The following is a 22,547-nucleotide window of genomic DNA, read 5'->3' on the forward strand; positions in this document are numbered from 1 at the left end:
GTAACGAACTAGGTACCAGTGGTTTAGGTACCTAGTTCGTTACGCTAGTAGCGTTTCGATTGAATCTAAAATAATAAGAATTAGGAACCACTATGTTTTGGGAATTTTTTGCAACCATCTCAGCAGGGCTTGCTGGTGCAGGCATAGCACTCGCGCTTCGTAAATTCACGTTGAGCAAAGCACCAAAATGGCTTATCCCTAGCTTTGCAGGGTTGTCCATGCTTACGTTTCAAATCCACAGTGAATACACCTGGTTTGATCATCAATCAAGCCGACTTCCTGAAGGGGTTATTGTCTTAAAAACCGTAGAAGAAAAAGCCCCATGGAGACCATGGAGTTATCTGTATCCTCAAACATTGAGGTTCATTGCCGTAGACATTGAAAGAGCCGCCAAAAATCACGCGAACCCCGACCTTGTTCTCGTTGATTTATACTTCTTTGAGCGTCGCCAACTGGCAAAACGTGTCCCACAAGTGATTCATTGTGGCTTAAACATGAGAGCAGACTTCACAAATTTGCTCGACATTCCGCAACCGGGCAAACCGACTATTTCAAAAGAATGGAAGCCACTAAAAAGCGACGATCCACTAAAGCAAGAACTGTGTCATGCGTAAGCCACTTCGCGTTAGGTGAATCTGGCTTTTTATAAACATTGCCTGTCATATAAAACAAAAAGTCATGTCGATTTTTTCATGTTGCCCAGCATAATTTGCAATCGCGGCTGTTTGGCTTTTTTACACATTCTTGGTATAACGAGCCAACTTAACAGAGTATGGCCTAATGAAAGTTACCGAAGCTGAACGCGACTCTTTTTACAAAGTCCTATTTTCTCGACGCGATGTTCGCAGAGAGTTCCTTCCCACTCCTATCCCTAAAGAGGTGTTAGATCGCATACTCTTAGCAGCTCACCATGCTCCTAGTGTCGGCTTTATGCAACCATGGGATTTCGTTGTTGTCAGCTCGAAGGAAACAAAGCAAAAAATAAAACAAGGCTTTCAACAAGCAAACCAACAATCAGCCGACATGTTTGATGGCGAACGAAAAGAGAAATACCAAACACTCAAGCTGGAAGGAATAGAAGAAGCACCAATTGGCATCTGTCTAACTTGCGACCGTTCAAGAACGGGCGATATTGTCCTTGGTAAAACAATTAAGCCTGAAATGGATTTGTACAGTGCGGTATGTGCAGCGCAAAATTTATGGCTTGCTGCGCGCGCGGAGAACATCGGCGTTGGATGGGTGAGCATATTGCTCGACGATGTACTTCGTGAAAATCTCGCCATTCCAGAAAGCCTCGACATTATTGGTTACTTTTGTCTGGGGTATGTAGAAGCGTTTCAAGACACTCCCGACCTAGAGCGACATGGCTGGCAAAGTAGAAGAGAAGTAAAGAATTCGATTCACTTTGAAAAATGGCAAAAATAGTTTAGTTTTTCTCATGTATGGCGCGAATTTATATCGTTTGTCTCAAAAGCATTTCACTCCTAAAATAAAAACATCTTAGAACAGCCGCCAGACGAGACGCCATTATGAAAACGAATACAGTTGCAGACCTTATCAAAAACATCGACACAAGCTACATGACTCAAAGCGAACTAGACCTAGCAATCGCACGCGCTCAACGTGCAGAGTTCATTGCAAAATCGATCGCTGCATCTGTAACATGGATCAAGTCAAAAATGACCTTCAAAGCGAATGTTAAAGTAGCAGGTCATCAACCAGCGTAATTCGTTATTCTTTTGAATAATAAAAAAGGAGCCAATGGCTTGATGTAGTTCTGTAGAGCAGAGCTACATTGCATGATACTAGATATCTTGTCTTTGAATTCTTTATAGTTCAAAGCCTACTACTAGACCTAGTTATCTTTGTGTATTAAAGTAAATTACATATTTCATCTGTTAAAATAGTCGTTCTATGTATTTAACTTCAACTTGGTTGTCGCTATATGACCGACCCAACACACCTAATGTAGAATGCTATAAGCCAATAGTGTCCCCTAGGCCTGCCTCTTAGTAAATTAAACAAATTTATCTAGTAGACCTCTTGTTCGATTTTCTAGCGTTATCGATAAAACTGGGGAGATTTTCAGCAAAATAGGTGGCTATAGATAGGAAAATTAAACAGCCTTTGCTTTCTATTGCCCAATATTCAGATAGGTCACTTTAGACCTTTTAGCCTCCTTTACACACTCGCTTTAGATTCAAACTATTTTCAGCTAACCCAGAAACTTAAAAGCCTGAATTCTGTTATATTAGAAATCAGGCTTTTATCAACGTTACTCTTTGGGTCGCAACTCTTTACGGAGCGCAATAGTATTTATCACCTATTAAAAGGTAATGAATGCTCCAAGGTTAAGCGCGCGAGTGTCTATATCAATATCATAATTATCATATTTGCTATCAGGGAGTTTTGAGAACTCAACGTTTAAGCTAACATCTTGAGTAACTTTATATTTTGCTCCTATGCCATAGACAATACCAGAACCGTCAGCTTTATCACCGTCAGTATCACTGTAGTCAATCTGAGCATATCCAACTTTCCCATATACATCTAACTCTCGTGATACCGGATAAGTGCCTAGAACCGTAGCTCCAACTAAGTTATCCAACTCTACAGAGAAGTCTGCCGAGCCAGGAACATCATCGCTAATCCCCTTACCAATAAAGGCCTCAACTGAAAAGTTTTCGCTCAATTCTTTACCTACTACTAAATTAATTGCAGTTGGGTTAGCTGTAGCTCCCCCAAGAGAATTACTCAGCTCAGAAGTAAGTTTTGAATATTGAATACCAGTGTAAAAATCGTTTGCTTGTACTGCAGATGCGCCAAGTGAAAGAGCAAATACCAAGCCGCATATACTTTTATTTTTCATTCCTTCAAACTTCCTTAAAAATAATGTTATTTAAACGAGCCATAAGCTTACACATACTTACAATTAATTGATATACAGATAAATTAGAAAAGATATTGTAAAATCACTTTAATTCGAAAAAAATTAACTAAGGGTTGAAAGCTTTTTAGAGCGCGAAATTCCCACATATGTTGAAAGGCCTGAGGTATGAATAAAATCGATTAGCTCTCAAAGCAGCAACATGGTTTATAAGGTAACCATGGAGGATAATGAAGGCAGCTACCGAGCCGGAATCAATAATAGAGATCAAGCTTAAATAGCTAAAATCAGGGAGAGGGATCTACTCTTATAATGACAATACGAGATCACTTAGACCTCGTATTGTCAGTAATCAAAGACAAGATATTCTATATCTTGCAATGCGGCTCCACTTAGCTGAACAACATTAAGCCAATGGCTCCTTTTTATTATCTCGATTAAGCACTCTTAGTGCTCATGACCACCTTCACCATGTGCGTGGCTGTGTTCAAGTTCTTCTTCTGATGCTTCACGTACTTCGATAATTTCAACATCAAAGTTAAGAACTTTTCCTGCTAAAGGATGATTTCCATCTAGCATGATACCGTCTTCTTCAATAGCGATAACCGTCACTGGCTGCTGACCGCCCGGCGTTTGGGCCATAAACTGCATACCAATTTCAATCTCTTCTACACCTGAAAAGTTATCTCGAGGCACTAGTTGGATAAGCTCTTGATGAATAGGGCCGTAACCTTCTTCAGGCTGCACTTCTACTTTTAAACTATCACCAGCTACTTTACCTTGAAGAGCGGAGTCCAAACCTTCAATGATATTCTGTGCGCCACTTAAAAAAAGTAGAGGCTCTTGACCAGCAGACGAATCAATTGTCTCGCCATTTTCATCAGTTAGTGTGTAGTGCATGCTAACAACTTTGTTCGGTGCGATTTGCATTATATTCTCCTAATTTTTTTGAAAGCGGGAAACGCCTGTTCGATCCAAGCGATTAAAAAAGTAGCCTTTCGGATCTTCTACCTTTATGTCCTGATACTTAACGCACCCGTTTGGTCTATGGTAACTAAGCAACATACTGATGACCACCCAAAATACGGCCTATCTTTGCGTAAACTGGGATAAATTTAATTCATAACAAGAACCCAGCCAGCTCACTCCTTGCGTATGATCAAAATAATCATCCCCAGTTACAAAGTGAACGAATAAGTCCAAATCGCCGCGATTAAGCATAAGCCACGGTAGAATGCTTCCATACTCAGAAGGCAAAAAGGATAATTGGCAGCTCCACATTGGATGAGGGCCTACTTTTTTTTCATGGAATCGGCCCACTTTAATAGAGAATTGTGCGTTCGCCGCGTTCGCTAATTCACGCGCTTTTTCAAGCCCGTCTAAATCCGCATAATAAATATGAGCATGATAGGCTAAGATATTTTTGTTATTCAAAATCATAATCGTTGCTTTTTAAACAAATAGTATTGAAAGACGATGTCGCTTCTGCACGACCATTGTCGTACATATGAAATGCTAACATTATGCTAGAGTAACAAGACAATTAGAAAACTTAAGCAAGGCAGTTTAAGAATGACGGCTTTTTGGATTGTACTCGCAATTCTTTACATACTTGGGCTTTTTTGGATCGCTCTTTGGGGAGACAAAGAAGGACCTATCGCAAAAAAACTCACTAGACACCCTGCCGTCTATAGTCTCTCCCTCGCCATTTACTGTACCGCTTGGACATTCTATGGCGCGATTGGCGAAGCGACTCGCTCTGGTTGGTCTTATCTCCCTATATTATTAGGCCCCATTTTATTGTATACGCTTGCTTTCCCATTCATTCGAAAAATGATCTATGTGAGTCGCAAGCAAAATATTACATCCATCGCTGATTTTATTTCGTCTCGGTATGGAAAGCGTCCTTTAACAGCTCCCCTTGTTATCCTTATTGCCGTACTGGCCATCATTCCCTATATCGCACTGCAACTTAAAGCGATTGGCTCAAATTTCGCCCTTTTCGTGAATCAAGACGACAGTTCAGCAACACTCGTGGTGTTTATAGCAACGCTCATGGTTGGTGTATTTGCCATGCTATTTGGCACACGAAAAGTGGAAGTAACAGAGTATCGATCTGGAATGATGCTGGCCATTGGAGCAGAATCTCTATTTAAGCTGATTGCCATTCTTGCCGTGGGTATGGTGGCGGTATACAGCGCCTATCATGCAGACTTTGACGACATTCATCTGAACTTTGATTTCAGCGTCTGGCATTCGGACCAGTGGCTAACCTTTCCTTTCATTATGCAAACACTGATGGCCGCTGCCGCCATTGTCTGCCTTCCAAGACAATTTCACGTTACTGTCGTAGATCATGAAAGTAATAAGCAATCGAATATGGCTCGATGGCTTTTTCCTGTTTATCTACTTTTATTCGCACTCATCATCCCTCCTATCGCATTGGCTGGCCAGAGCCTTTTTGGGACAAACGTTAATGCGGACACTTACGTCATTCAGTTTGCTCTGAACTCGGATAATATTTTTCTGCAGATGCTGATTTTTCTTGGTGGAATGTCGGCGACGACAGCAATGATCATTATTGCAACCTTTGCCTTGAGTATTATGATCTCAAATGACGTCATTCTTCCACTCATGCTCGCCAGCGGCGGCTCCACTCAAATACGCCCGATTGACCGACGACGCATCTTGAACATCCGACGTTTTGCGATGGCCGGTATTTTAGGACTATCCTTTCTGTTTTATAAAGGGCACGCAAACAATGAGTCCCTGACAGGGACTGGACTACTCGCATTCTCACTCGTTTTTCAATTGTTACCCTCGGTTGTCGGCGGACTATATTGGAAAAAAGGGCATGCTTATGGCGTATACGCTGGACTGGTAACAGGTTTTTTATGTTGGGCATTGTGGATGCTCCTGCCCTCCTCGAATGGCATAGAGAACACTGTAATTCAACATCAATCTCGCTCTGAGCAGATAAGTTGGGGCGCTTTGATTAGTGTGCTTGCAAACACAACGGCGTATATCATTGGCTCACTGCTTGCCACGGAACGATTAGCGGACCGAATCCAAGCCACGGCGTTTGTGACCCCCAGATCGGAAATGGAGCATCGTTTTTTTAAACCCAAAAGCAAAGCGGTCAATGCCGACCTTTTCGTGCTTCTTGAGACCTTTTTAGGGAAACGAAAAACAGAAGAAGTTCTAAAAACCTATGAAAGTAATTACACAGAACAGTTACCAGTAAACGCTCCTCCTAGCCGAATTTTCATAGACTATTGTGAACGTGTTTTAGGCGGCGTTTTAGGCGGCTCATCTGCCCGAACACTTATCAACTCGTTACTCGTTGATAAGCAAATTAAAGTCGAAGAGATGGTTACCTATCTCGATGAAACGACTCAAGCCATCCAATTCAGTCAAAACTTACTGTTTACGGCGCTAGACAGCCTCGATCAAGGCATTAGCGTTGTCGATAAAGAGCAGCGTATGGTTGCTTGGAATAAGACCTATCAGTCCATTTATGACTACCCAGATGGCTTATTGAAAATTGGGTTGCCAGTCGAGGAGCTAATACGTCTGAACGCTCAAAATGGAGAATGTGGTGTTGGCGAAATTGATACACTTGTTGATAAGCGTTTAAAGCGATTAAAACAAGGTTCAGCCCACCGTTTTTTACGACGTAGAGCCAATGGGCGAGTCATTGAAATGGTCGGTAACCCCTTACCTGATGGCGGGTTTGTAACGTCTTTTACCGATGTAACTGAACACATCGAAAGCCAGCAGGCTCTAGAAGAAGCTAATATAGACCTGACTAAACATATTGAAGATCGCACAGAACAAGTTCAGAGTATCAACAAAGCACTACGCCAAGAGAATCAACGACGCGCAAACGCAGAAGCAGAGCTTAGAAAAGCAAAAGCAGAAGCAGAGCAAGCAAACGCATCAAAAACTGAATTTTTGGCACTCGCAAGCCACGACATTCTTCAGCCTCTAAACGCAGCTAAGCTCTATATGAGCGCCTTACAGTCCTTTTCTTTACCGGACGATGCTAATGGCGTCTCACAACAATTGTCCAATGCATTAGAATCGACCGAAACGCTCATAGCGACCCTCTTAGAAATCGCAAAGTTTGATCAAGGCGCTGTAAAGCCGAACTTAGAGGTTGTGAACCTTGCGGACGTTCTAAATCCCATTATTTCAGAATTCGACGTCATTGCTAAAGACAAAGCAATAGAATTACGCCACCGAATACAGGACGCTTACGTAAACACCGATCCTGTTTACTTGCGCCGTATTGTCCAAAACCTCGTATCGAATGCCATCAAATATACCCCAAAAGGCAAAGTGCTTATTAGTGCGAGGGCACGTAAGGACCACGTCAGTATTCAGGTCTGGGATACAGGTGTTGGTATTCCAGAGTCGCAACTCTCTAATATTTTCGACGATTTCTATCGTTGGGACAATAATACGGAAAGCGGAATAGGGTTAGGCCTTGGACTTGTTAAACGTATGCAAAAGGTACTTGGTCTTACCATTGATGTACGTTCAACGCCCCATCATGGTAGCTGCTTTACCATTTTAGCGCCAAGCGAAGCGCCTCCTTCACCGACGGTATTAATGGACGCAAAAAAGAAACCGAGCCTCATCTCATTGTTAGAAAATTGCCATGTTTGGTGTATTGACGATGACGAAAAGAACCTAGAAGCAATGAAGACTCTGCTTACAAGATGGAATTGTTCGTGTTTATGCTTTAAGACTCCCGACTCTGCGCTCGATACGGCAACCGAGAATGCGCCAGAGCTGCTTCTGGTCGATTACCAATTGGGTGAAAGCCTCAACGGATTAGAGCTGATTAACCGCTTACGCGAAAAATGGTCCTGTGAACTTCCTGCTGTCCTAATAACGGCGGTAAGATCGTCTGCGTTAGAGAAGCAATGTGATTTCGAAAATGTCACTTATATGCCAAAACCCGCGAAACCCGCGAAGCTGAGATCATTAATACAACATATTCATTCACGTAAGAAAGTCAGTTAAGAAGATTACAAATACCAGTTCTAATGGCCAACATAAATGCAGACCATTAGAATAAAGCAGGCGTTATTATCGAAGCCCACAGCCAGATAAGATAATGCTAGTGACAGTATCGCCGACCTTTTCAATATCGTCTTCGCTAAAGCCCTCTTTGCCCGTGAGAGCACTAATTTGAGCTTCAAAATCAGCGTAATGTTGAGTCGTTGCCCAAATCATAAAAATCAAACTCACTGCGTCGAGTTGTTTTATCTTTCCAGCCTGCATCCAGCTTTCTAAAACAGCAACGCGTGATTGAAGCCAAGGCCTCAAGTCTTCTTTCAAGTACTCGCCGATATGATTGGCGCCTTGAATCACTTCCATTGCAAAAATTTTGGAAGAACGGTTGTTATCAAAGCTCTGTTTCAACTTAGTGCGGATAAAGGATTCCAGAACGACTGCGGGGTCATCATCCACCGTCGCCTTATCAAATAGATCGTTCCAATTAGAAATAATTTGATTTAGAACCTGACGGTACAGGTTTTCTTTAGACTGAAAATAATATACGACGTTTGGCTTTGGTATCCCCGCTCGCTCTGCGATATGTTGTAAACTCGCTCCATTAAATCCTTTTAAACCAAACTCGACTTCAGCTGCGTCCAAAATGCGAGAGTAAATCTCTTCACGGTTTGCCTGCCTTTTACTCATTTATTTTCTTCTTCCTCTCAATCCTAAGTAGAGAACTTAGGTTATACAATAACATACGCCCTATAAAAACGTTTAGCCCTCTAACAGCACCTTTAATTCTGAAGCGCTGGTTAATCTTCCTTCATCTTCGATGTTTGGGAACACAGCCAGTGTAATCTCATCTTTTTCTAAGCTTGGTATCCAAGTAGACTGAAACTCTTCCAGTGCAATACCAACTGGCTCGCAATCATCCCACTCGTCAACCGCCCATTGTGCAGCGAATTCGGCATCTGGCCAGACCATAACGCAATCACCGTCATCCGTCTCAACCATAACGTAGCCTTCTTCATTACTCAGGCTCCAGACTTCCTTACTTTCTTTCACTTTTTCTACGAAATAGGTAAGACGCTCAGCGTCTGGGGCAACGAGTAACGCAACACGTTGATCAGTAGAAAGTTCATTTGTCATAACAGAGCACCCTATTAAAATTGAAAAATTTCGTCTTCAGTCAATATCCGATATTGACCTTCTTGCAACCCATCCAAGTTGACATCTGAAATCGCCTCACGATGCAACTTTTCAACTCGATTCCCAACCGCAGCTAACATCCGTTTTACTTGATGGTACTTACCTTCTTTTATGCTTAAGAGAATTTCAGTGTCAGAAACCCTCTCTACTTTGGCAGGCGAAGTCGGAAGATCCTCTCCATTTAACATGACACCCGTTTCCAAACTCTTACAGTTTGCTTCGGAGATAGGGTCGGCGCAATAGACACGATACGTTTTATAACAATCATGTTTCGGTGACGTGATACGATGAAGCCATTGCCCATCCGTGGTTAAAAAGATCAGCCCTGTTGTGTCTTTATCTAATCGCCCCACTATTTTAAGATTTTTCCTTTCTTCTGGCTCAATCAAATCAATAAGAACAGGACTCTCTGAGTCTTCCAAAGCACTGACATAATCAGCAGGCTTATATAAAGCAAAGTACTTCTCTTTACGCCATAAAATCACTTCCCCGTGAGATTCCACCTTGCAGTCTTCTGTAACTGAGGCATTGGGCTTAGTCACTACATCGCCATTTACTCGAATCTTACCCTTCGCGATAAAACGCTTAGCCTCTTTACGGGACCAACTTGTGGTATGCGCAAGAAAATAATCTAATCTCAACTCGCTTCTCTCTGTCTAAAATCTTCTAAAAAAACGTCCAAAGGTACCTTACACAAGAAGGTCATTCGTAGTTTCAATTTCTTTGTAAAAAATACTACTGTCTTGTAACGAACCGCTCGCATTTCGGGTGTAGTTCGGAATTTGTCCAACTTCGAGCCACCCTAATTTTTTATACAAATTAGACGCGGGTTCGTCACTTCTGGTGTCCAACACTAGTAGTTGCTTTTGGTAGGATGCAGCCACTTTTTCGACTGCCATCATGAGTTTTGTCCCTATTCCTTGTCCGCGATATTCGGAATGCACCATCAATTTCTCGATGTCTGCCCTATGAATAGAGTTTGCTTTCGGGGAAAAATTTAACAGCACTGCACCGATCACACGATCGTTTAATCGAGCAAGCGCAATCTGGCAGGCATTTTGTTGCAGCTCATCGTTAACGAAAAGCCAATACGTTTTCGCTTCGTCTTCACTTAAAGGGGAGAGAAAACCAATTGAAGAGCTCGAATCGACACCGTCAATTAAGAGTACAACAAGGTCGTCAAGATACGGAGACAGGTTATCAACTTTTATAAGCTCCAAACGAACTTTCCTATTTTGATAATAATCCGCTTATGATAACCGAGCTGAGGGCGTTAGTGAATTAGAAAGCAGCTGAAAGGCTTCAGCTGCTTTCTAATTACTGCATTAAAATTGATAACGGAAGAGGCAAATCACAGATCAAAATACAAATAGCTCTTTAAACACCAGGATTGTAGCGCCCTGGTTTATGATTTACCGCCAAGATAATGTTTAGAGAAATTGCCCCCATTATTGAAATGCCCACTAGTTCAAGATCAACAATAAAAACCGATGCGATAACAATGCAACTATCGACCGCCATTTGAAACTTACCAATAGACCAACCGTATTTGTCAGCCATATATTTCGCAAGAATATTCGTTCCTCCAAGGCTCGCGTTGTGTCTAAACAGCATGAGGAAACCTGCTCCAATTAAAAAGCCACCAGCAAATGCTGCATACACTGGATTAATATTGTCAAAAGAAATCAAATAAGGTGTCAATTCAGTAAATACCGACACTAAAAATACAGAAATAAAGGTCTTTAAAGTAAACTCTAATCCGAGACAGCGGAACGCTAAATAATAAAAGGGAATATTTATAACAAAGAAAATTTGCCCAAATGAAAATGGGGAAGCGTATTGAGCCAAGAAAGCCAGACCAGCAGTTCCCCCTGTCAGCAAACCAGCTTTCGTAAAGAAACTAATCCCAAGAGCGATAATGACTGCCCCTATCAGTAATGCCTGCGCGTCTTCGAAATATGTATGACTTTTTTTGTTCACCATAGCCGCTGTTGATGCCATCAATTATCACCTTAAAAAATTTCAATAGTTTCCCAGACACTGAAGCCAATGTACTTGGTTGCAACTTCGTAAATGCGGAATAGGCGGTATTCTAATGAAGCAACGCCAAAGGTGCACGTTGAATATTGAATCGTTTTTCAGGGGGGACCCATTGTGTGTACAGTTTTCTTTACACTCAATAATATTACTCTGTCTTACAAGCACGAGAACCACTGCATAGCCAAACTTTTCCAAGTACTCTTCGAGGAGAAACCCAGCCAATACGTTCCGGCGTCAGGCTATTTCGATTTGTTCCTTCTAACCATAGCTGCCCATCTTGAGCAACTTTAACCACTCGTTTGACAATAAAACCATAGGTTTCATGATCCACCGCCACGAGCTGTCCAGCACGAATCTGACGGAACCACTTGAAAGTAAGTATAAAATCGCCGTCTAGGATATCGGGAGACATACTGTCCCCCTCAACCTTAAATAACCTAAACATCGGTTTACGAACCTTTTAGGTCCGGAAAAACCGCTTCTAATGCTGGTGGATAAGGTACGATCGCTCGATAAGTCGGTACATCTTTGGTTTGCCAAAACATATCTGCGAACTGATTCACTTTCTCAACCAATTCCGCTGCTTCCGATTTGGCAATCGATTGCTTACATTTTGAGGCTTGCATCATAATGCTATGAACCAGCTCCGACGCATCCGGAAATTTCGCGAATTGAGGTGCCTTAAAATAGTCTCCCCAAATGATTCGAACTTCTTCTTTTACTGTGCGACACGCGACCTCTTTTTCATTAACCAAACGAGCAAGTTGCGCGTGATCCGACAAAGAAAGTGTCTCTTTCGCTCCAATTTCTTCTATCAAGTCCATCATACGAACGCATGTCATGGCGGCCACAATCGCACCATTAGGATCATAGATTTTACACGGAATATCACAATGAGCTTTAACGCGGTCGAAAGGCTTCAGTTTATCAACTATTTTAAGTATCGAATGAATCATTGTTATTCCTCTCTATCACGTTTACGTTTATTCATTAAATTCGTGACAAACACACCCGCGACAAACATGACAATCAATATCGACAAGTAGAAAATGCCATGAATGATTCCGCTACTCCAATGTTGATGATCATGTCCCGGATGAGCAAACACACTGCTTGAAAGCAGCCACGTAAACACTAAGTACCACTTCGCACTTTTAAACACTCTACAACCTCCTAATGAATAACCTGAGCAGACACTCTGCTGATTGACACTTTCTTCTCTATGCTTTTCTTTGATAATTGCATTGAAAGTTCACTGCGATTGCTCTGACTAAATAGATCCCACTCAAAACGAACATGATTAACAGTTCGGTGGATCAAATCCGTTTGTTCTTGATTAATCGATGGTCGAATGACAATAGAGCTTAAAAAGTTAATCGCACTTTCATAGTGGCTGTTCGCGGTAAGAAGATCGCCCATTGCGGCGTACGATTCAGCTAAATTTAAATAGCTAACAATATTCGCAGCGACCGCGGACTCGGCATCGACACCAAATTGCAGGTCGAACTCTTTCTGAGCAGTGGCTAACGCACTCAAGTTTAAATCAACAGATTCTAAATACGCCTGATTAGTGAATGCAATATTCGCTTTTCTAGTCAATCTTTCCCAATGCTGCATAATGATCTCCGAAAAACATATTGAGAATCATTATTATTCACAATCACAAATAAGTCCAGCTTTAATAGGAATAAATCTCATTTATGTAATTGCCATTCACACGATGACTACTCCCTGTCAAATCGCCATGGTTCACATAACAACCAGATCGGCATACACCATTCTATGATCCGAGGCGATGAGGCAATCATTGAACAATGTCTCACTGTGCCGATCAGGCCAAACCACTTCTTGTTTCACGGGAGAAAGGCGCTTGCATGGAAGTACATAATCAACACCAAGCCCCCACGACGCGGTGTGGTATGCAGCATTTGAGATAGGATTCCATCCCAACCTTTTAGGAAGCTCAGTCATTTGAATCTTGGAGTGGCTTAGGAGAGCTTGAATAGACGTCTTGCTGGCTTCACCTTCATACGGGCTTGCATTTAGGTCGCCAAGTACCACAAAATGCTCGTTCTCTATTCCTCCCTTATGACCAGAATCGTCAACAAGTGCAGACGAGCCATCTAAGTAATAACGCCAGAAATTAATTTCATCTTGATTCCGATGAAAGTTTCGGCGCTCAGCACCGTCAAATACGGGAGGTGTTGGATGAGAACAGAGAAAGCTAATAGGTATTCCGTCAACCTCCACACAAACATCCCAATGAGATTTCGAGGAAAGCGGAAACAGCTCTAACTCCTCTGGAGTGTAGTAGTCGCAACCATCGCCCAGCGTTGGTAGCTGGGCCTTCGGTAGATCTTTCCATAAAAAGCGTCTAAAGGTTCGTGAGCGTTCAATATTGATCGGGTAGCGTGATAGTAACATCATCCCATATTGACCGGGATAAGAGCCAAAGCCCCAGGCATCAGATGCTTCACATCCAACAATACCATCACGATCCAAATCAAAACCAGAAGGTATTCCCGTGTTTACTGGCTCAAAGAAAACATACCGAAAAGGAGGTTTTTTCGAACCAGACAGCAGCCGCATGAGTTTATCTTTCAACAAACTGTTCGGAGAGTAATCCACTTCATTCAGCAAAAGGACATCTGGTGAATAACGCTCTACGATCCGCCGAACAGCAGAAACTTGCTTATCTGTTCCTCGATCAATCGCGGCTTCTAGTTCTCCAGAATAAGTTCGGCTAAACGCCACATTGAAAGTAGCAACTCTAAAGGCTACCACTCGATTCCTTCTTGCGCTTTGACACCTGAGGCGAAAGCATGGCGTTCATTGGCAATTTTACTGTGCGTATCCACAGAGTCTAGTAACGCTCTAGGCGCAGTTCGCCCTGTCATCATCACGTTTTGATGTTTTGGTCGACTTTCTAACGCCGCCAAAAGGTCTTCTACTTGTAAGTATCCATACTTGTACATGTAGGTGACTTCATCCAGTAGCACAAAATCCACTTCTGGGTTTGCTAACAGACCCTTAGCTAATTCCCACGCCTGTTCCGCCGCTTTTTGCTCTAACTCAGGGTTACGTGTTTCCCACGTAAAACCGTGTCCCATGACATGGAACTCTACGTCCGGTAACGCGCCAAAAAATTTCTGTTCGCCAGTTTCGGTACGACCCTTTATAAATTGTACGACGGCGCATTTACGACCATGCCCCAAAGCACGAGCCATCGTCCCAAATGCGCTGGAACTTTTTCCCTTACCATTGCCCGTTAACAATATACTGACACCACGTTCAATGGTCGCCTTTGCGATACGCTCATCAACCACCGCTTTTTTCTTAAGCAATTTGGCTTCTTGTATCGCTCTTTTCTCTTCTTCTGTTTTATTCGGCATCGTGTTTACTTCTCTTTTTGTATAGTAGCCAACTTGGGTAATATAGGCCTTTGTGTATTGCGAATAACCTGAGTATAAAGATCAAAGCGGCACCGTAAACGGAATTAAATTCATGAAAAGGAATATTTTTTTCCAGAGAGACCACCAATAAAGCACCCAGAAATGCTGGCGTCGCGTAAAATTCTTTTCCTAAAACCAAGGGAGGCCTATGGCTTAACAAATCCCGAATCATTCCTCCAGCGACACCGGTAATCACACCCATGACAATTGCAATGATAGAAGAGAAGCCATAGTTCAGTACTTTTTCGACGGCCGCCACGGTAAATAGCGCAAGTCCAAACGAGTCGGCGTATTCGAAGATCTGTTGCCTATTTTCGATGACACGAACGGCAAAAAAAGCGAACACGGAAGACAAAAAGGCAACCCATACATAAGACACATCGTCGACCCAATACACCGCGTCGACCGATAAAATAACATCACGAATTGTTCCACCACCTAATGACGTCACCATGCCTAACAACACGACGCTGAACAAATCCATATCTCGTTTACCGGACGAGATTACTCCCGTAATGGCAAATGCTGCGATGCCAAACATGCCAAACCAATACAACAACATTGAAACCTCTACACTCTACTGTGAGCTCACGTGAACTCGACCTTACTTAGCGATGACACTGATTTATTTTAAGGCGGCTAAAGCCCTGCTTGCGCTACCTAATCGCCAACATCACCTAATCGCCAACACTACTCAACCGCCAGACCGACCCAATCACCAGCCCCTAATAGGTCTAACGATATGTATCGATTATCTCTATCATCATTGATCGTTAGTTGAGTCACACTAGAATAACCGATATTAATTCTATGGCATTCACTGACGGGCCACTGGCATAACACACTTACAATTACCTTAATAACGCCCGAGTGCGTATAAAGGACAATATCACTGTCCGCCTCGTCGATCAGGGCGTTAACCTTGGGCATCACTCTGAGCCTTAGGTCTTCGAGCGATTCACCTTTGTAAGGGGCTGAGAATTGCAGATCAGCCCCCCACTCGTCTATTTCTTCACGCGAAATAGTCGACCAATTTTGTCCCTCCCATAGACCGAAGTCTAATTCCGCAAGCTCGCCTATGGGTTTTGAATTGGGATTCACGCTTAACGCAAGCTTAGAGGCTCTGGACAGAGGGCTGTGGAAGCTTTGTATTTTGGGAAGACGCCGACGCTCAAGCCATTGACTAAGGTAAACAGCATCTTGATGCCAAGACGACACAATAGGCACATCTAACTTACCGTAACAAAACCCTTTCTCAACATCGGGTTCGGGGTGGCGCACTAAAAACAACTTCATAATTAAAACAATCAAACCTTACTGTCGGAATCTATAGGCAAATGTAGAGATATTGCTAAAGCCCTCGTTATGCGGCAAACCCCAATAACGAGAAAATGACCAACGCTTCTGAGATCTGCTCTACTGCGCCCAATGTATCGCCATTAAAACCTCGAATTCGCCTGTTAAGATAGACGCGAGCGATAAGAAAGAAAATACCAAGCGCGATAATTGATAAAAGCAAAGAGATTAGACCAACAGAGATAAAACACAGTAGTAGAGAGCTTAAAGCAACACACCAATCTCGAAAAGAAAGCTTAGCAATCATAGACGCAGATTTGCTTTGTGCGCTCGAAACGTATGACAAACTACTCATCATTAACAAAGGCAAAATTCGAGCAAGCACATGGACTGCTATCCATCCCCCTAATACCGACAACGCACCACCTTGCCATTCGTTATTATCGATCCACTGCGTTAACAGCCACCATTTAATCAGAATAGAAAACACAACGGTGATGGCTGCAAAGCTGCCTATTCGAGAGTCTTTCATTATTGCGAGGCGCTGTTCTTGATTCCAGCCTCCAACAAGGCCGTCAGCCGAGTCCAGTAGACCATCTTCATGAAACGCACCCGTGATTAATACTGCACTAAGCAGCATAAAGATGGCTTGTAGCTCGTCACTCCAGCTAAAAAATAAAAGAGGCCACGCACTTAAAACCGCAACGATGAGCCCTACCCAGGGTAAAAAACAAACGGGATGCGCGATCCCATCTTGCTCTTCCCAATTGGCTTTTACTGGGATGCGAGTGTAGGTTGAAACACTGCGTAAAAAACCAGTTAAGTAGGGACTCAGTTTATTGACCATCGCTTACTCCCGCATCCGCAAAACTTGCCATTTGGGTCATAAATACCGTTGCACTTTTAATTATAGGATAGGCTAAAATCGCACCGGAGCCCTCACCAAGACGTAAATCTAACGTGAGAACAGGTCTAACATTAAGATGTTGAAGGATCGCCTGATGCGCCGTTTCGTTAGACTGATGGGCAAAAATAGCATAATCAGATAAGTTGCTTTGTATTTTCATTGCAAAAGCATAGGCTGCTGTGCAAATAAAGCCATCGACAACAAAAGCCACTCCCCTTTGCGCTGATTGCAGCATAGCTCCAGCCATGGCGATGATTTCAAAGCCACCACATTGCTCACCGATATCCTGAGCAGACCAAGACGCCATTGGCTTCCCTAACGCGATTTCTATTCGCTTAAGAGAGGCTTGAATCACTTTCGCTTTATGTGAGACTCCCTCGCTGCTAAGACCCGTCCCACGGCCTGCCGTTTCTTCTCCTGACATGCCCGTCAACGCACTCAACATACAAGAAGCGACGCAAGTGTTACCAATGCCCATTTCTCCGAACATCATAAGGTTCACGCCCGAATCTATCGCTGCATTGGCCTGATTTACACCAACAACAAGCGCTTGCTCTAACTGACGTGAACTCATTGCGGCCTCAAGCATAAAGTCTTTCGAGCCATACGCTACTTTGGCACTTGCTAACAGTGGGTGAGCTGGAATATCTGCGTTAACACCCACATCCACCACTTTTAACGCGACATCATGCTGCTTACAAAATACGCTAACAGCCGCGCCACCAGCCAGAAAGTTCCCGACCATTTGAGGTGTCACTTCTTGAGGAAACGCACTGACACCTTGATCAACAATACCGTGATCGGCAGCAAACACAATCATTTGAGCATGGTCGACTGACGGTGTTAGCGAGTTTTGAATCTTTGCCAATTGAGCGGTAAGTACTTCGAGCACGCCCAGCGAGCCTGGAGGCTTAGTCTTTGTATCGATTTTATGTTGGATATCTCGTTCAAGAGAACGACTGGAAGGAGGAATCGAAAATTGATCAAATACCGACATGCATTTCTCACTCAGCATCAAAAATAGAGGGCTCAAATAACAAAAAAGACGGTGCGGGAAGCACCATCTTTAAAACACAACTTATAGAATGCAAACATTCATGCGCGTAATTACGCTTTGTTTGTACGCTGACGCACTGCTTCGTACAAGCAAACACCGGTAGCCACGGAAACGTTCAAACTCGATACCACGCCAGCCATCGGTAACTTAACTAGATAATCACATTGTTCGCGAGTAAGGCGGCGCATACCATCGCCTTCTGCTCCCATTACAATTGCCGTTGGAATAGTCAAGTCATGATCGTACAACATGTCCGTCGCTTCACCTGCCGTACCAAATATCCAGACACCTTGGTCTTGCAGCTTTTTCATCGTTCTCGCTAAATTCGTCACAGCAAAAACAGGCATACTCTCAGCCGCGCCGCACGCAACTTTACTGACCGTCGCATTTAACGGAGCTGACTTATCTTTTGGCATCACGACTGCATGTGCCCCCGCTGCATCGGCACTTCGAAGACAAGCACCTAAATTATGCGGATCGGTTATACCATCTAAAATGATGATCAGCGGCGTCTCTTCTAAAGCCTCAACGTGCTTATGCAGCTCAGCTTCGTCTTTGGCCTTGGTCATCGTCGCTTGAGCGACGACGCCTTGGTGAACCACACGCTCTTTGCTTTTTGCAAACAGTTGATCCAACACTTTGCGCGGGACAACTTGAAAACGCACACCATTCTTTTTACACAACTGCATCAGCCTTTGTGTTTTCTTATCGTCTCGCCCTTCTTGGAAGCGAACGTCTTTCACCCTTTCCGGCTGCTGAGTGAGCGCATTTTCAACAGCGTGAATGCCATATACCCATTCTAAATTCGACATATTGTCTTTCTTACTCTTTCTACTTAATCAATAGCACGTCGTTTCGCATTACTTTTTTTAGACTTACGTGCTTTCTTTTTCTTTACGTCAGGCACAACTTTTTTATCCGTTGCGCCTTTCACAGCTCTTTTCTTAACCGAATTACTTTTCTTAGCTTCAGAGCTATTTCTCGCTTTTTCGGCCTTTTGTTCTTTTGTCTTAGGTTTGCCTTTGTTTAGGCTCACCTTTTTACGAGGGCTCTTTTTCCTCCCTTTTTTAGCGTCGGCTTGCTTTTCAGCATCACGCTTAGAGGTGCTCCAACTTTCCTTTTCACCTCTATTATTTGATTTAGACGCCCCTTCAGAGCTTGGTTTACGCCCTCCCAATTCCATCGGAGGAAGTTGTGCTAACTGCATTTCAAGCTCAGACAGTTCCGTTTTCTCAACGCGCTTTTTCGGCTTTTCAGGGCGATTTTGAACCAAGCTTAAATCTATTTTACGTTGATCTAAGTTCACGCTTGATACACTTACTTTGACCTTAGTACCCAGTTTAAACGACTTACCCGTGCGCTCTCCAATGATCGCTTGATGCTCGGGATCATGAATAAAGTAATCATTACCTAGCCCAGAGATATGAATAAGACCCTCAACAAATAAACCACCTAACTCAACAAACACGCCAAATGGAGTAACCGCGGTAATAATGCCATCAAACTCTTCGCCCAAATGCTGTTCAACATATTGGCACTTCAACCAAGCTTCAACATCGCGTGTCGCTTCGTCTGCTCGTCTTTCTGTCGTCGAACAAGAATCACCCAAACCGTCCATATCGGCATGATCATAACCATAAATTTTGTTTGCTTTCAGCTTATCTGAACCTGGTACCTTATAGACTTGACGAACTTTTGGCGCACCATCACCACGAATAAGGTAACGAATGGCTCTGTGTACGAGCAAATCGGGATAACGACGTATAGGCGAGGTGAAATGCGTATAAGCTTCATAGTGCAAACCAAAGTGACCAAGATTATCCGCTTGATAAACGGCTTGTGACATCGACCTTAGCATCATTGTTTGAATGCTTCGCGAATCCGCTCGCTCTCGAATGGCCTCGCCCAATTTTGCGTAGTCCATCGGCGTCGGTTTAAGGCCACCTTCTAATTCAAGTCCTAATATGGACAGGTAAGTACGCAATGCCAGCAGCTTTTCTTCTTTAGGACCTTCATGAACACGAAATAGCGCTGCTAGGTCTGCTTTTAAAAGTAACTCGGCCGCAGCAACGTTCGCACACAACATACACTCTTCTATAAGTTTATGTGCATCGTTACGTTCTATTGGTACAATTTGATCGATTTTAGAATGTTCGTCGAACACCATACGTGTTTCGACCGTATCAAAATCCATCGCGCCACGTTGCTCACGAGCTTCTCTCAACACTTTGTACAAGCCATGAAGGTCATCAATATGGGAAACAATCGGAGCGTAACGTTGACGAAGTTCAGTACCTTGTTCATCTGGCTCAGCGTCGATCATTTTAGCGACTTTTGAATACGTCAGACGAGCATGAGAACGAATAAGCCCTTCGTAAAATTTGAAACCTCGCATTTTTCCGCGAGACGTTAGGGAAATCTCGGCAACCATCGCTAAACGGTCGACATCTGGATTCAGTGAGCACAGGCCGTTGGACAAGACTTCTGGCAACATAGGAACAACACGACCTGGGAAGTAAACGGAGTTACCACGCACGATCGCTTCTTTATCTAATGCAGAGCCTTTTTTCACATAATGCGAAACATCCGCTATCGCAACGAACAGCTTCCAACCACCCGGTGTTTTTTCACAATAAACGGCGTCGTCAAAATCACGAGCGTCTTCGCCATCGATCGTGACAAATGGCGTTTCTCGATGATCGACACGGTTGGCTTTATCTTCTTCGACAACCTCAGTTCCAAAGTGCTTCACCTGATTTTCGACAGACTTAGGCCACACATTTGGAATATCGTATCGGTGTATCGCGACATCAATCTCCATTCCAGGAGCCATAAAGTCCCCTAGCACCTTTTTAATTAGCCCCTTGGCCGCTGAATTTCGATCACCGTACTCAAGAAACTCTACTAAAACATATTGCCCATGTTTTGGCGTCAAGCCAGAAAACTGGTCAATCAAGACATCTTGCGTGATTCTCGGGTTCTCAGGCGTGACAAATGCGGTCGCGCTCTCTTCGTAATAGCGTCCGACGATTTGAGTATGTTTACGCTCTTTTACCTCAACAACCACACCATCTAATCGCCCTTTTACCGTTCTACCGGACAGGCGTCCTACAACAATGTCACCATCCATAACCGATTGCATTTGACGTGGTGAAAGGAAGATATCATCAGCATCTTCTCGAATAAGAAAACCGTGACCATCTTTCGTACCTTGAACACGACCTTCTATTAAGTCAGACGATTCAATCAAAGTGTATTCATTGTCAAAGTTGCTTTGTAGCTGGTGGTCGCGACTCATCGCAATTAAACGACGTCGCAGGGCTTCAATTTCGTCATCTTTAGTAAGATTAAAATCATGACATAAACTGGGATGTGTAACTGGCTGGCCTAATTTTGCAATGTGTTCGAGAATGAACTCTCTGCTAGGTACTGGATTATCATACTTGGACGCTTCGCGATCCGAAAAAGGATCATTCACTTTTTTATTACTCAAACTACTTTTGTCCTTTTAGGAGACTCTTTTCTAGGAAAAGCAAACGACTCAAACATAAGGGAAGCAAAGGCCGCCAGCTTCTTTATGGATCATAGTATAGTGTATTCACCTTTAATAAGCTTCACACAACACCCTTCTAGAACCCATATTTAGCACGGCAATATTAAAACTGTATGTAATTACACAACAATTCGACCCACCGCGTTACTTTTTACCTCTTTTCTATCTGGCAAAACCGCCGTCATAAATTTAATTTGTCGGTTTTATGACAAAAAACGGGGCATTTTAGAGAACCAATCGAAGAATTAGATAGGTTCTCGCGCTTTTACGCTTATCGATGTCGCGATAATTGCATCTCTGCCATGATTTTGGTGGAAATTTCTTCCACTGACAAAAGCGTTGTATTTAAAAACGAAACACGCTCCTGACGATAAATAGCCTCCACTTCTTCTATTTCATATCGACACTGTCTTTGGGATGCATATTTCGACGCAGCCATCCGCCCAGAACGAATTTCATGCAAGCGTTGCGGGTCGATAGTGAGTCCATAAAGTTTAGATTTGTGAGGCCGCAGTATTCTAGGTAAACCAACAGCCCTAAAGTCGTCTTCATTTAATGGGTAATTGGCAGCCTTGATGCCATATTGCATTGCCATATAAAGACTCGTCGGTGTTTTTCCTGATCTAGAGACACCAAGCAAAATGACATCGGCTTCTTCGAAATTTTTGATAGATACACCGTCATCATTGGCCAATGCGTAGTTAATTGCATCAATACGAATATCATAGACCCCTGCTTTCATACCATGCGCTTTCTGCGCATTCGGTTGTGCCGGAACGCCAAGCGCCTTTTCGATTGGCGAAAGCAAATCACCAAATAAGTTATAACAGTGTGTTTCGCAACGCTGCACAACCTCACTTATCTCTGGATCAGAAATCGTATAAAACACGAGGGCAGCCTTACCCACTTCTACTTCTTCATTCACCTGCTGGACAAAACCATTTGCTTGATCAATAGTCGCTAAAAAAGGCACGCTTTCCGCCTCGATATCGACATCAAAAAACGACAACATAGCAGACCCAAATACCTCAGCGGTGATCGCCGTGCCATCAGATACGAAATACACTTTCATCCGTTTATTACCCTTTTTGTTGTTATGTAACGACATTTAAAATTCCGATTGAAATAAAACAACA

The 22,547-nt window shown here is 43.2% G+C and carries 25 protein-coding genes; 4 read left to right on the forward strand and 21 right to left on the reverse strand.

Annotated features, from left to right (window positions below):
* Positions 1 to 92 precede the first annotated feature (92 nt).
* The 3 genes from MARME_RS15795 (at position 93) to MARME_RS15805 (ending at position 1,727) form a co-directional block, all read left to right on the forward strand.
* Positions 93 to 614: a hypothetical protein gene (locus tag MARME_RS15795; RefSeq protein ID WP_013662262.1), complete on the forward strand. Its 522-nt coding sequence runs from the start codon at positions 93 to 95 to the stop codon at positions 612 to 614.
* A 166-nt stretch (positions 615 to 780) separates the two neighbouring features.
* The gene (bluB, locus tag MARME_RS15800; protein WP_013662263.1) at positions 781 to 1,425 is read left to right on the forward strand and encodes a 5,6-dimethylbenzimidazole synthase; all 645 of its coding nucleotides are present in this window, start codon (positions 781 to 783) and stop codon (positions 1,423 to 1,425) included.
* Positions 1,426 to 1,529: 104 nt separating this feature from the next.
* Positions 1,530 to 1,727, forward strand: coding sequence for an RSP_7527 family protein (locus tag MARME_RS15805; RefSeq protein WP_013662264.1), 198 nt, complete (start codon positions 1,530 to 1,532; stop codon positions 1,725 to 1,727).
* Positions 1,728 to 2,326: 599 nt separating this feature from the next.
* Here MARME_RS15805 and MARME_RS15810 read toward each other — a convergent pair.
* From MARME_RS15810 to MARME_RS15820, 3 genes are all read right to left on the reverse strand, one after another.
* Positions 2,327 to 2,869, reverse strand: coding sequence for a porin family protein (locus tag MARME_RS15810; protein WP_013662265.1), 543 nt, complete (start codon positions 2,867 to 2,869; stop codon positions 2,327 to 2,329).
* 465 nt (positions 2,870 to 3,334) lie between these two features.
* Positions 3,335 to 3,817 carry an FKBP-type peptidyl-prolyl cis-trans isomerase gene (locus MARME_RS15815; protein ID WP_013662266.1) on the reverse strand — a complete coding sequence of 161 codons (483 nt, stop codon included), beginning with the start codon at positions 3,815 to 3,817 and terminating at the stop codon, positions 3,335 to 3,337.
* Between the two features lie 159 nt (positions 3,818 to 3,976).
* Positions 3,977 to 4,327 (reverse strand): DOPA 4,5-dioxygenase family protein, encoded by a 351-nt coding sequence (locus MARME_RS15820; RefSeq protein ID WP_013662267.1) that lies wholly within the window; start codon positions 4,325 to 4,327, stop codon positions 3,977 to 3,979.
* 132 nt (positions 4,328 to 4,459) lie between these two features.
* Between MARME_RS15820 and MARME_RS15825 the strand changes: the two genes are divergently transcribed.
* Positions 4,460 to 7,918, forward strand: coding sequence for a hybrid sensor histidine kinase/response regulator (locus tag MARME_RS15825; protein WP_013662268.1), 3,459 nt, complete (start codon positions 4,460 to 4,462; stop codon positions 7,916 to 7,918).
* Positions 7,919 to 7,984: 66 nt separating this feature from the next.
* On the opposite strand, the gene MARME_RS15830 is transcribed toward MARME_RS15825, so the two are convergent.
* The 18 genes from MARME_RS15830 to MARME_RS15915 all read right to left on the reverse strand — a co-directional run bounded on the left by MARME_RS15830 (position 7,985) and on the right by MARME_RS15915 (position 22,519).
* On the reverse strand, positions 7,985 to 8,599 hold the full coding sequence (locus MARME_RS15830) for a TetR/AcrR family transcriptional regulator (RefSeq protein ID WP_013662269.1): 615 nt from the start codon (positions 8,597 to 8,599) through the stop codon (positions 7,985 to 7,987).
* 72 nt (positions 8,600 to 8,671) lie between these two features.
* Complete coding sequence (locus MARME_RS15835; RefSeq protein ID WP_013662270.1) at positions 8,672 to 9,046, reverse strand: DUF2750 domain-containing protein; 375 nt, start codon at positions 9,044 to 9,046, stop codon at positions 8,672 to 8,674.
* 14 nt (positions 9,047 to 9,060) lie between these two features.
* Positions 9,061 to 9,747, reverse strand: a complete 687-nt coding sequence (locus MARME_RS15840) for a pseudouridine synthase (protein WP_013662271.1) — start codon at positions 9,745 to 9,747, stop codon at positions 9,061 to 9,063.
* A 48-nt stretch (positions 9,748 to 9,795) separates the two neighbouring features.
* Positions 9,796 to 10,326 (reverse strand): GNAT family N-acetyltransferase, encoded by a 531-nt coding sequence (locus MARME_RS15845; protein WP_013662272.1) that lies wholly within the window; start codon positions 10,324 to 10,326, stop codon positions 9,796 to 9,798.
* A 157-nt stretch (positions 10,327 to 10,483) separates the two neighbouring features.
* Entirely contained in the window at positions 10,484 to 11,107 is a 624-nt protein-coding gene (locus tag MARME_RS15850) for a YitT family protein (RefSeq protein ID WP_013662273.1), read from the reverse strand.
* Between the two features lie 184 nt (positions 11,108 to 11,291).
* On the reverse strand, positions 11,292 to 11,591 hold the full coding sequence (locus MARME_RS15855; protein ID WP_013662274.1) for a S24/S26 family peptidase: 300 nt from the start codon (positions 11,589 to 11,591) through the stop codon (positions 11,292 to 11,294).
* 4 nt (positions 11,592 to 11,595) lie between these two features.
* On the reverse strand, positions 11,596 to 12,102 hold the full coding sequence (gene sodN, locus MARME_RS15860; RefSeq protein ID WP_013662275.1) for a superoxide dismutase, Ni: 507 nt from the start codon (positions 12,100 to 12,102) through the stop codon (positions 11,596 to 11,598).
* Positions 12,103 to 12,104: 2 nt separating this feature from the next.
* Complete coding sequence (locus MARME_RS15865; RefSeq protein WP_013662276.1) at positions 12,105 to 12,308, reverse strand: hypothetical protein; 204 nt, start codon at positions 12,306 to 12,308, stop codon at positions 12,105 to 12,107.
* Positions 12,309 to 12,319: 11 nt separating this feature from the next.
* Positions 12,320 to 12,763 carry a hypothetical protein gene (locus MARME_RS15870; protein WP_013662277.1) on the reverse strand — a complete coding sequence of 148 codons (444 nt, stop codon included), beginning with the start codon at positions 12,761 to 12,763 and terminating at the stop codon, positions 12,320 to 12,322.
* 132 nt (positions 12,764 to 12,895) lie between these two features.
* Positions 12,896 to 13,930, reverse strand: a complete 1,035-nt coding sequence (locus MARME_RS15875; protein WP_013662278.1) for an endonuclease/exonuclease/phosphatase family protein — start codon at positions 13,928 to 13,930, stop codon at positions 12,896 to 12,898.
* On the reverse strand, positions 13,924 to 14,538 hold the full coding sequence (gene cobO / locus MARME_RS15880; RefSeq protein ID WP_013662279.1) for a cob(I)yrinic acid a,c-diamide adenosyltransferase: 615 nt from the start codon (positions 14,536 to 14,538) through the stop codon (positions 13,924 to 13,926). The genes MARME_RS15875 and cobO overlap by 7 nt, the downstream gene beginning before the upstream one ends.
* Positions 14,528 to 15,160, reverse strand: coding sequence for a trimeric intracellular cation channel family protein (locus MARME_RS15885; protein WP_013662280.1), 633 nt, complete (start codon positions 15,158 to 15,160; stop codon positions 14,528 to 14,530). The genes cobO and MARME_RS15885 overlap by 11 nt, the downstream gene beginning before the upstream one ends.
* Positions 15,161 to 15,288: 128 nt before the next feature.
* Complete coding sequence (locus MARME_RS15890) at positions 15,289 to 15,894, reverse strand: histidine phosphatase family protein (RefSeq protein ID WP_013662281.1); 606 nt, start codon at positions 15,892 to 15,894, stop codon at positions 15,289 to 15,291.
* A gap of 67 nt (positions 15,895 to 15,961) precedes the next feature.
* Positions 15,962 to 16,741: an adenosylcobinamide-GDP ribazoletransferase gene (locus MARME_RS15895; protein ID WP_013662282.1), complete on the reverse strand. Its 780-nt coding sequence runs from the start codon at positions 16,739 to 16,741 to the stop codon at positions 15,962 to 15,964.
* On the reverse strand, positions 16,731 to 17,798 hold the full coding sequence (gene cobT / locus MARME_RS15900) for a nicotinate-nucleotide--dimethylbenzimidazole phosphoribosyltransferase (RefSeq protein WP_013662283.1): 1,068 nt from the start codon (positions 17,796 to 17,798) through the stop codon (positions 16,731 to 16,733). The genes MARME_RS15895 and cobT overlap by 11 nt, the downstream gene beginning before the upstream one ends.
* A gap of 110 nt (positions 17,799 to 17,908) precedes the next feature.
* Positions 17,909 to 18,670, reverse strand: coding sequence for a 23S rRNA (guanosine(2251)-2'-O)-methyltransferase RlmB (rlmB, locus tag MARME_RS15905; protein ID WP_013662284.1), 762 nt, complete (start codon positions 18,668 to 18,670; stop codon positions 17,909 to 17,911).
* 23 nt (positions 18,671 to 18,693) lie between these two features.
* A complete protein-coding gene (rnr, locus tag MARME_RS15910; protein ID WP_013662285.1) occupies positions 18,694 to 21,351 on the reverse strand; it encodes a ribonuclease R in 2,658 nt (885 codons plus the stop codon).
* 331 nt (positions 21,352 to 21,682) lie between these two features.
* A complete protein-coding gene (locus MARME_RS15915; RefSeq protein ID WP_013662286.1) occupies positions 21,683 to 22,519 on the reverse strand; it encodes a pyruvate, water dikinase regulatory protein in 837 nt (278 codons plus the stop codon).
* Positions 22,520 to 22,547 lie beyond the last annotated feature (28 nt).

Origin of the sequence: Marinomonas mediterranea MMB-1, from assembly GCF_000192865.1 — a bacterium.
In the GTDB taxonomy this organism is placed as follows: Bacteria; Pseudomonadota; Gammaproteobacteria; order Pseudomonadales; family Marinomonadaceae; genus Marinomonas; species Marinomonas mediterranea.

Excerpts from the sequence above, each read along its gene's own strand:
- MARME_RS15915 (WP_013662286.1), bottom strand. The coding sequence starts at position 22,519 with ATGTCGTTACATAACAACAAAAAGGGTAATAAACGGATGAAAGTGTAT.
- MARME_RS15810 (WP_013662265.1), bottom strand. The coding sequence starts at position 2,869 with ATGAAAAATAAAAGTATATGCGGCTTGGTATTTGCTCTTTCACTTGGC.
- MARME_RS15855 (WP_013662274.1), bottom strand. The coding sequence starts at position 11,591 with ATGTTTAGGTTATTTAAGGTTGAGGGGGACAGTATGTCTCCCGATATC.
- MARME_RS15870 (WP_013662277.1), bottom strand. The coding sequence starts at position 12,763 with ATGCAGCATTGGGAAAGATTGACTAGAAAAGCGAATATTGCATTCACT.
- MARME_RS15825 (WP_013662268.1), top strand. The coding sequence starts at position 4,460 with ATGACGGCTTTTTGGATTGTACTCGCAATTCTTTACATACTTGGGCTT.
- rlmB (WP_013662284.1), bottom strand. The coding sequence starts at position 18,670 with ATGTCGAATTTAGAATGGGTATATGGCATTCACGCTGTTGAAAATGCG.
- MARME_RS15820 (WP_013662267.1), bottom strand. The coding sequence starts at position 4,327 with ATGATTTTGAATAACAAAAATATCTTAGCCTATCATGCTCATATTTAT.
- MARME_RS15830 (WP_013662269.1), bottom strand. The coding sequence starts at position 8,599 with ATGAGTAAAAGGCAGGCAAACCGTGAAGAGATTTACTCTCGCATTTTG.
- MARME_RS15835 (WP_013662270.1), bottom strand. The coding sequence starts at position 9,046 with ATGACAAATGAACTTTCTACTGATCAACGTGTTGCGTTACTCGTTGCC.
- bluB (WP_013662263.1), top strand. The coding sequence starts at position 781 with ATGAAAGTTACCGAAGCTGAACGCGACTCTTTTTACAAAGTCCTATTT.
- MARME_RS15815 (WP_013662266.1), bottom strand. The coding sequence starts at position 3,817 with ATGCAAATCGCACCGAACAAAGTTGTTAGCATGCACTACACACTAACT.
- MARME_RS15885 (WP_013662280.1), bottom strand. The coding sequence starts at position 15,160 with ATGTTGTTGTATTGGTTTGGCATGTTTGGCATCGCAGCATTTGCCATT.
- MARME_RS15895 (WP_013662282.1), bottom strand. The coding sequence starts at position 16,741 with ATGGTCAATAAACTGAGTCCCTACTTAACTGGTTTTTTACGCAGTGTT.
- MARME_RS15850 (WP_013662273.1), bottom strand. The coding sequence starts at position 11,107 with ATGGCATCAACAGCGGCTATGGTGAACAAAAAAAGTCATACATATTTC.
- MARME_RS15795 (WP_013662262.1), top strand. The coding sequence starts at position 93 with ATGTTTTGGGAATTTTTTGCAACCATCTCAGCAGGGCTTGCTGGTGCA.
- cobO (WP_013662279.1), bottom strand. The coding sequence starts at position 14,538 with ATGCCGAATAAAACAGAAGAAGAGAAAAGAGCGATACAAGAAGCCAAA.
- cobT (WP_013662283.1), bottom strand. The coding sequence starts at position 17,798 with ATGTCGGTATTTGATCAATTTTCGATTCCTCCTTCCAGTCGTTCTCTT.
- MARME_RS15805 (WP_013662264.1), top strand. The coding sequence starts at position 1,530 with ATGAAAACGAATACAGTTGCAGACCTTATCAAAAACATCGACACAAGC.
- MARME_RS15890 (WP_013662281.1), bottom strand. The coding sequence starts at position 15,894 with ATGAAGTTGTTTTTAGTGCGCCACCCCGAACCCGATGTTGAGAAAGGG.
- sodN (WP_013662275.1), bottom strand. The coding sequence starts at position 12,102 with ATGATTCATTCGATACTTAAAATAGTTGATAAACTGAAGCCTTTCGAC.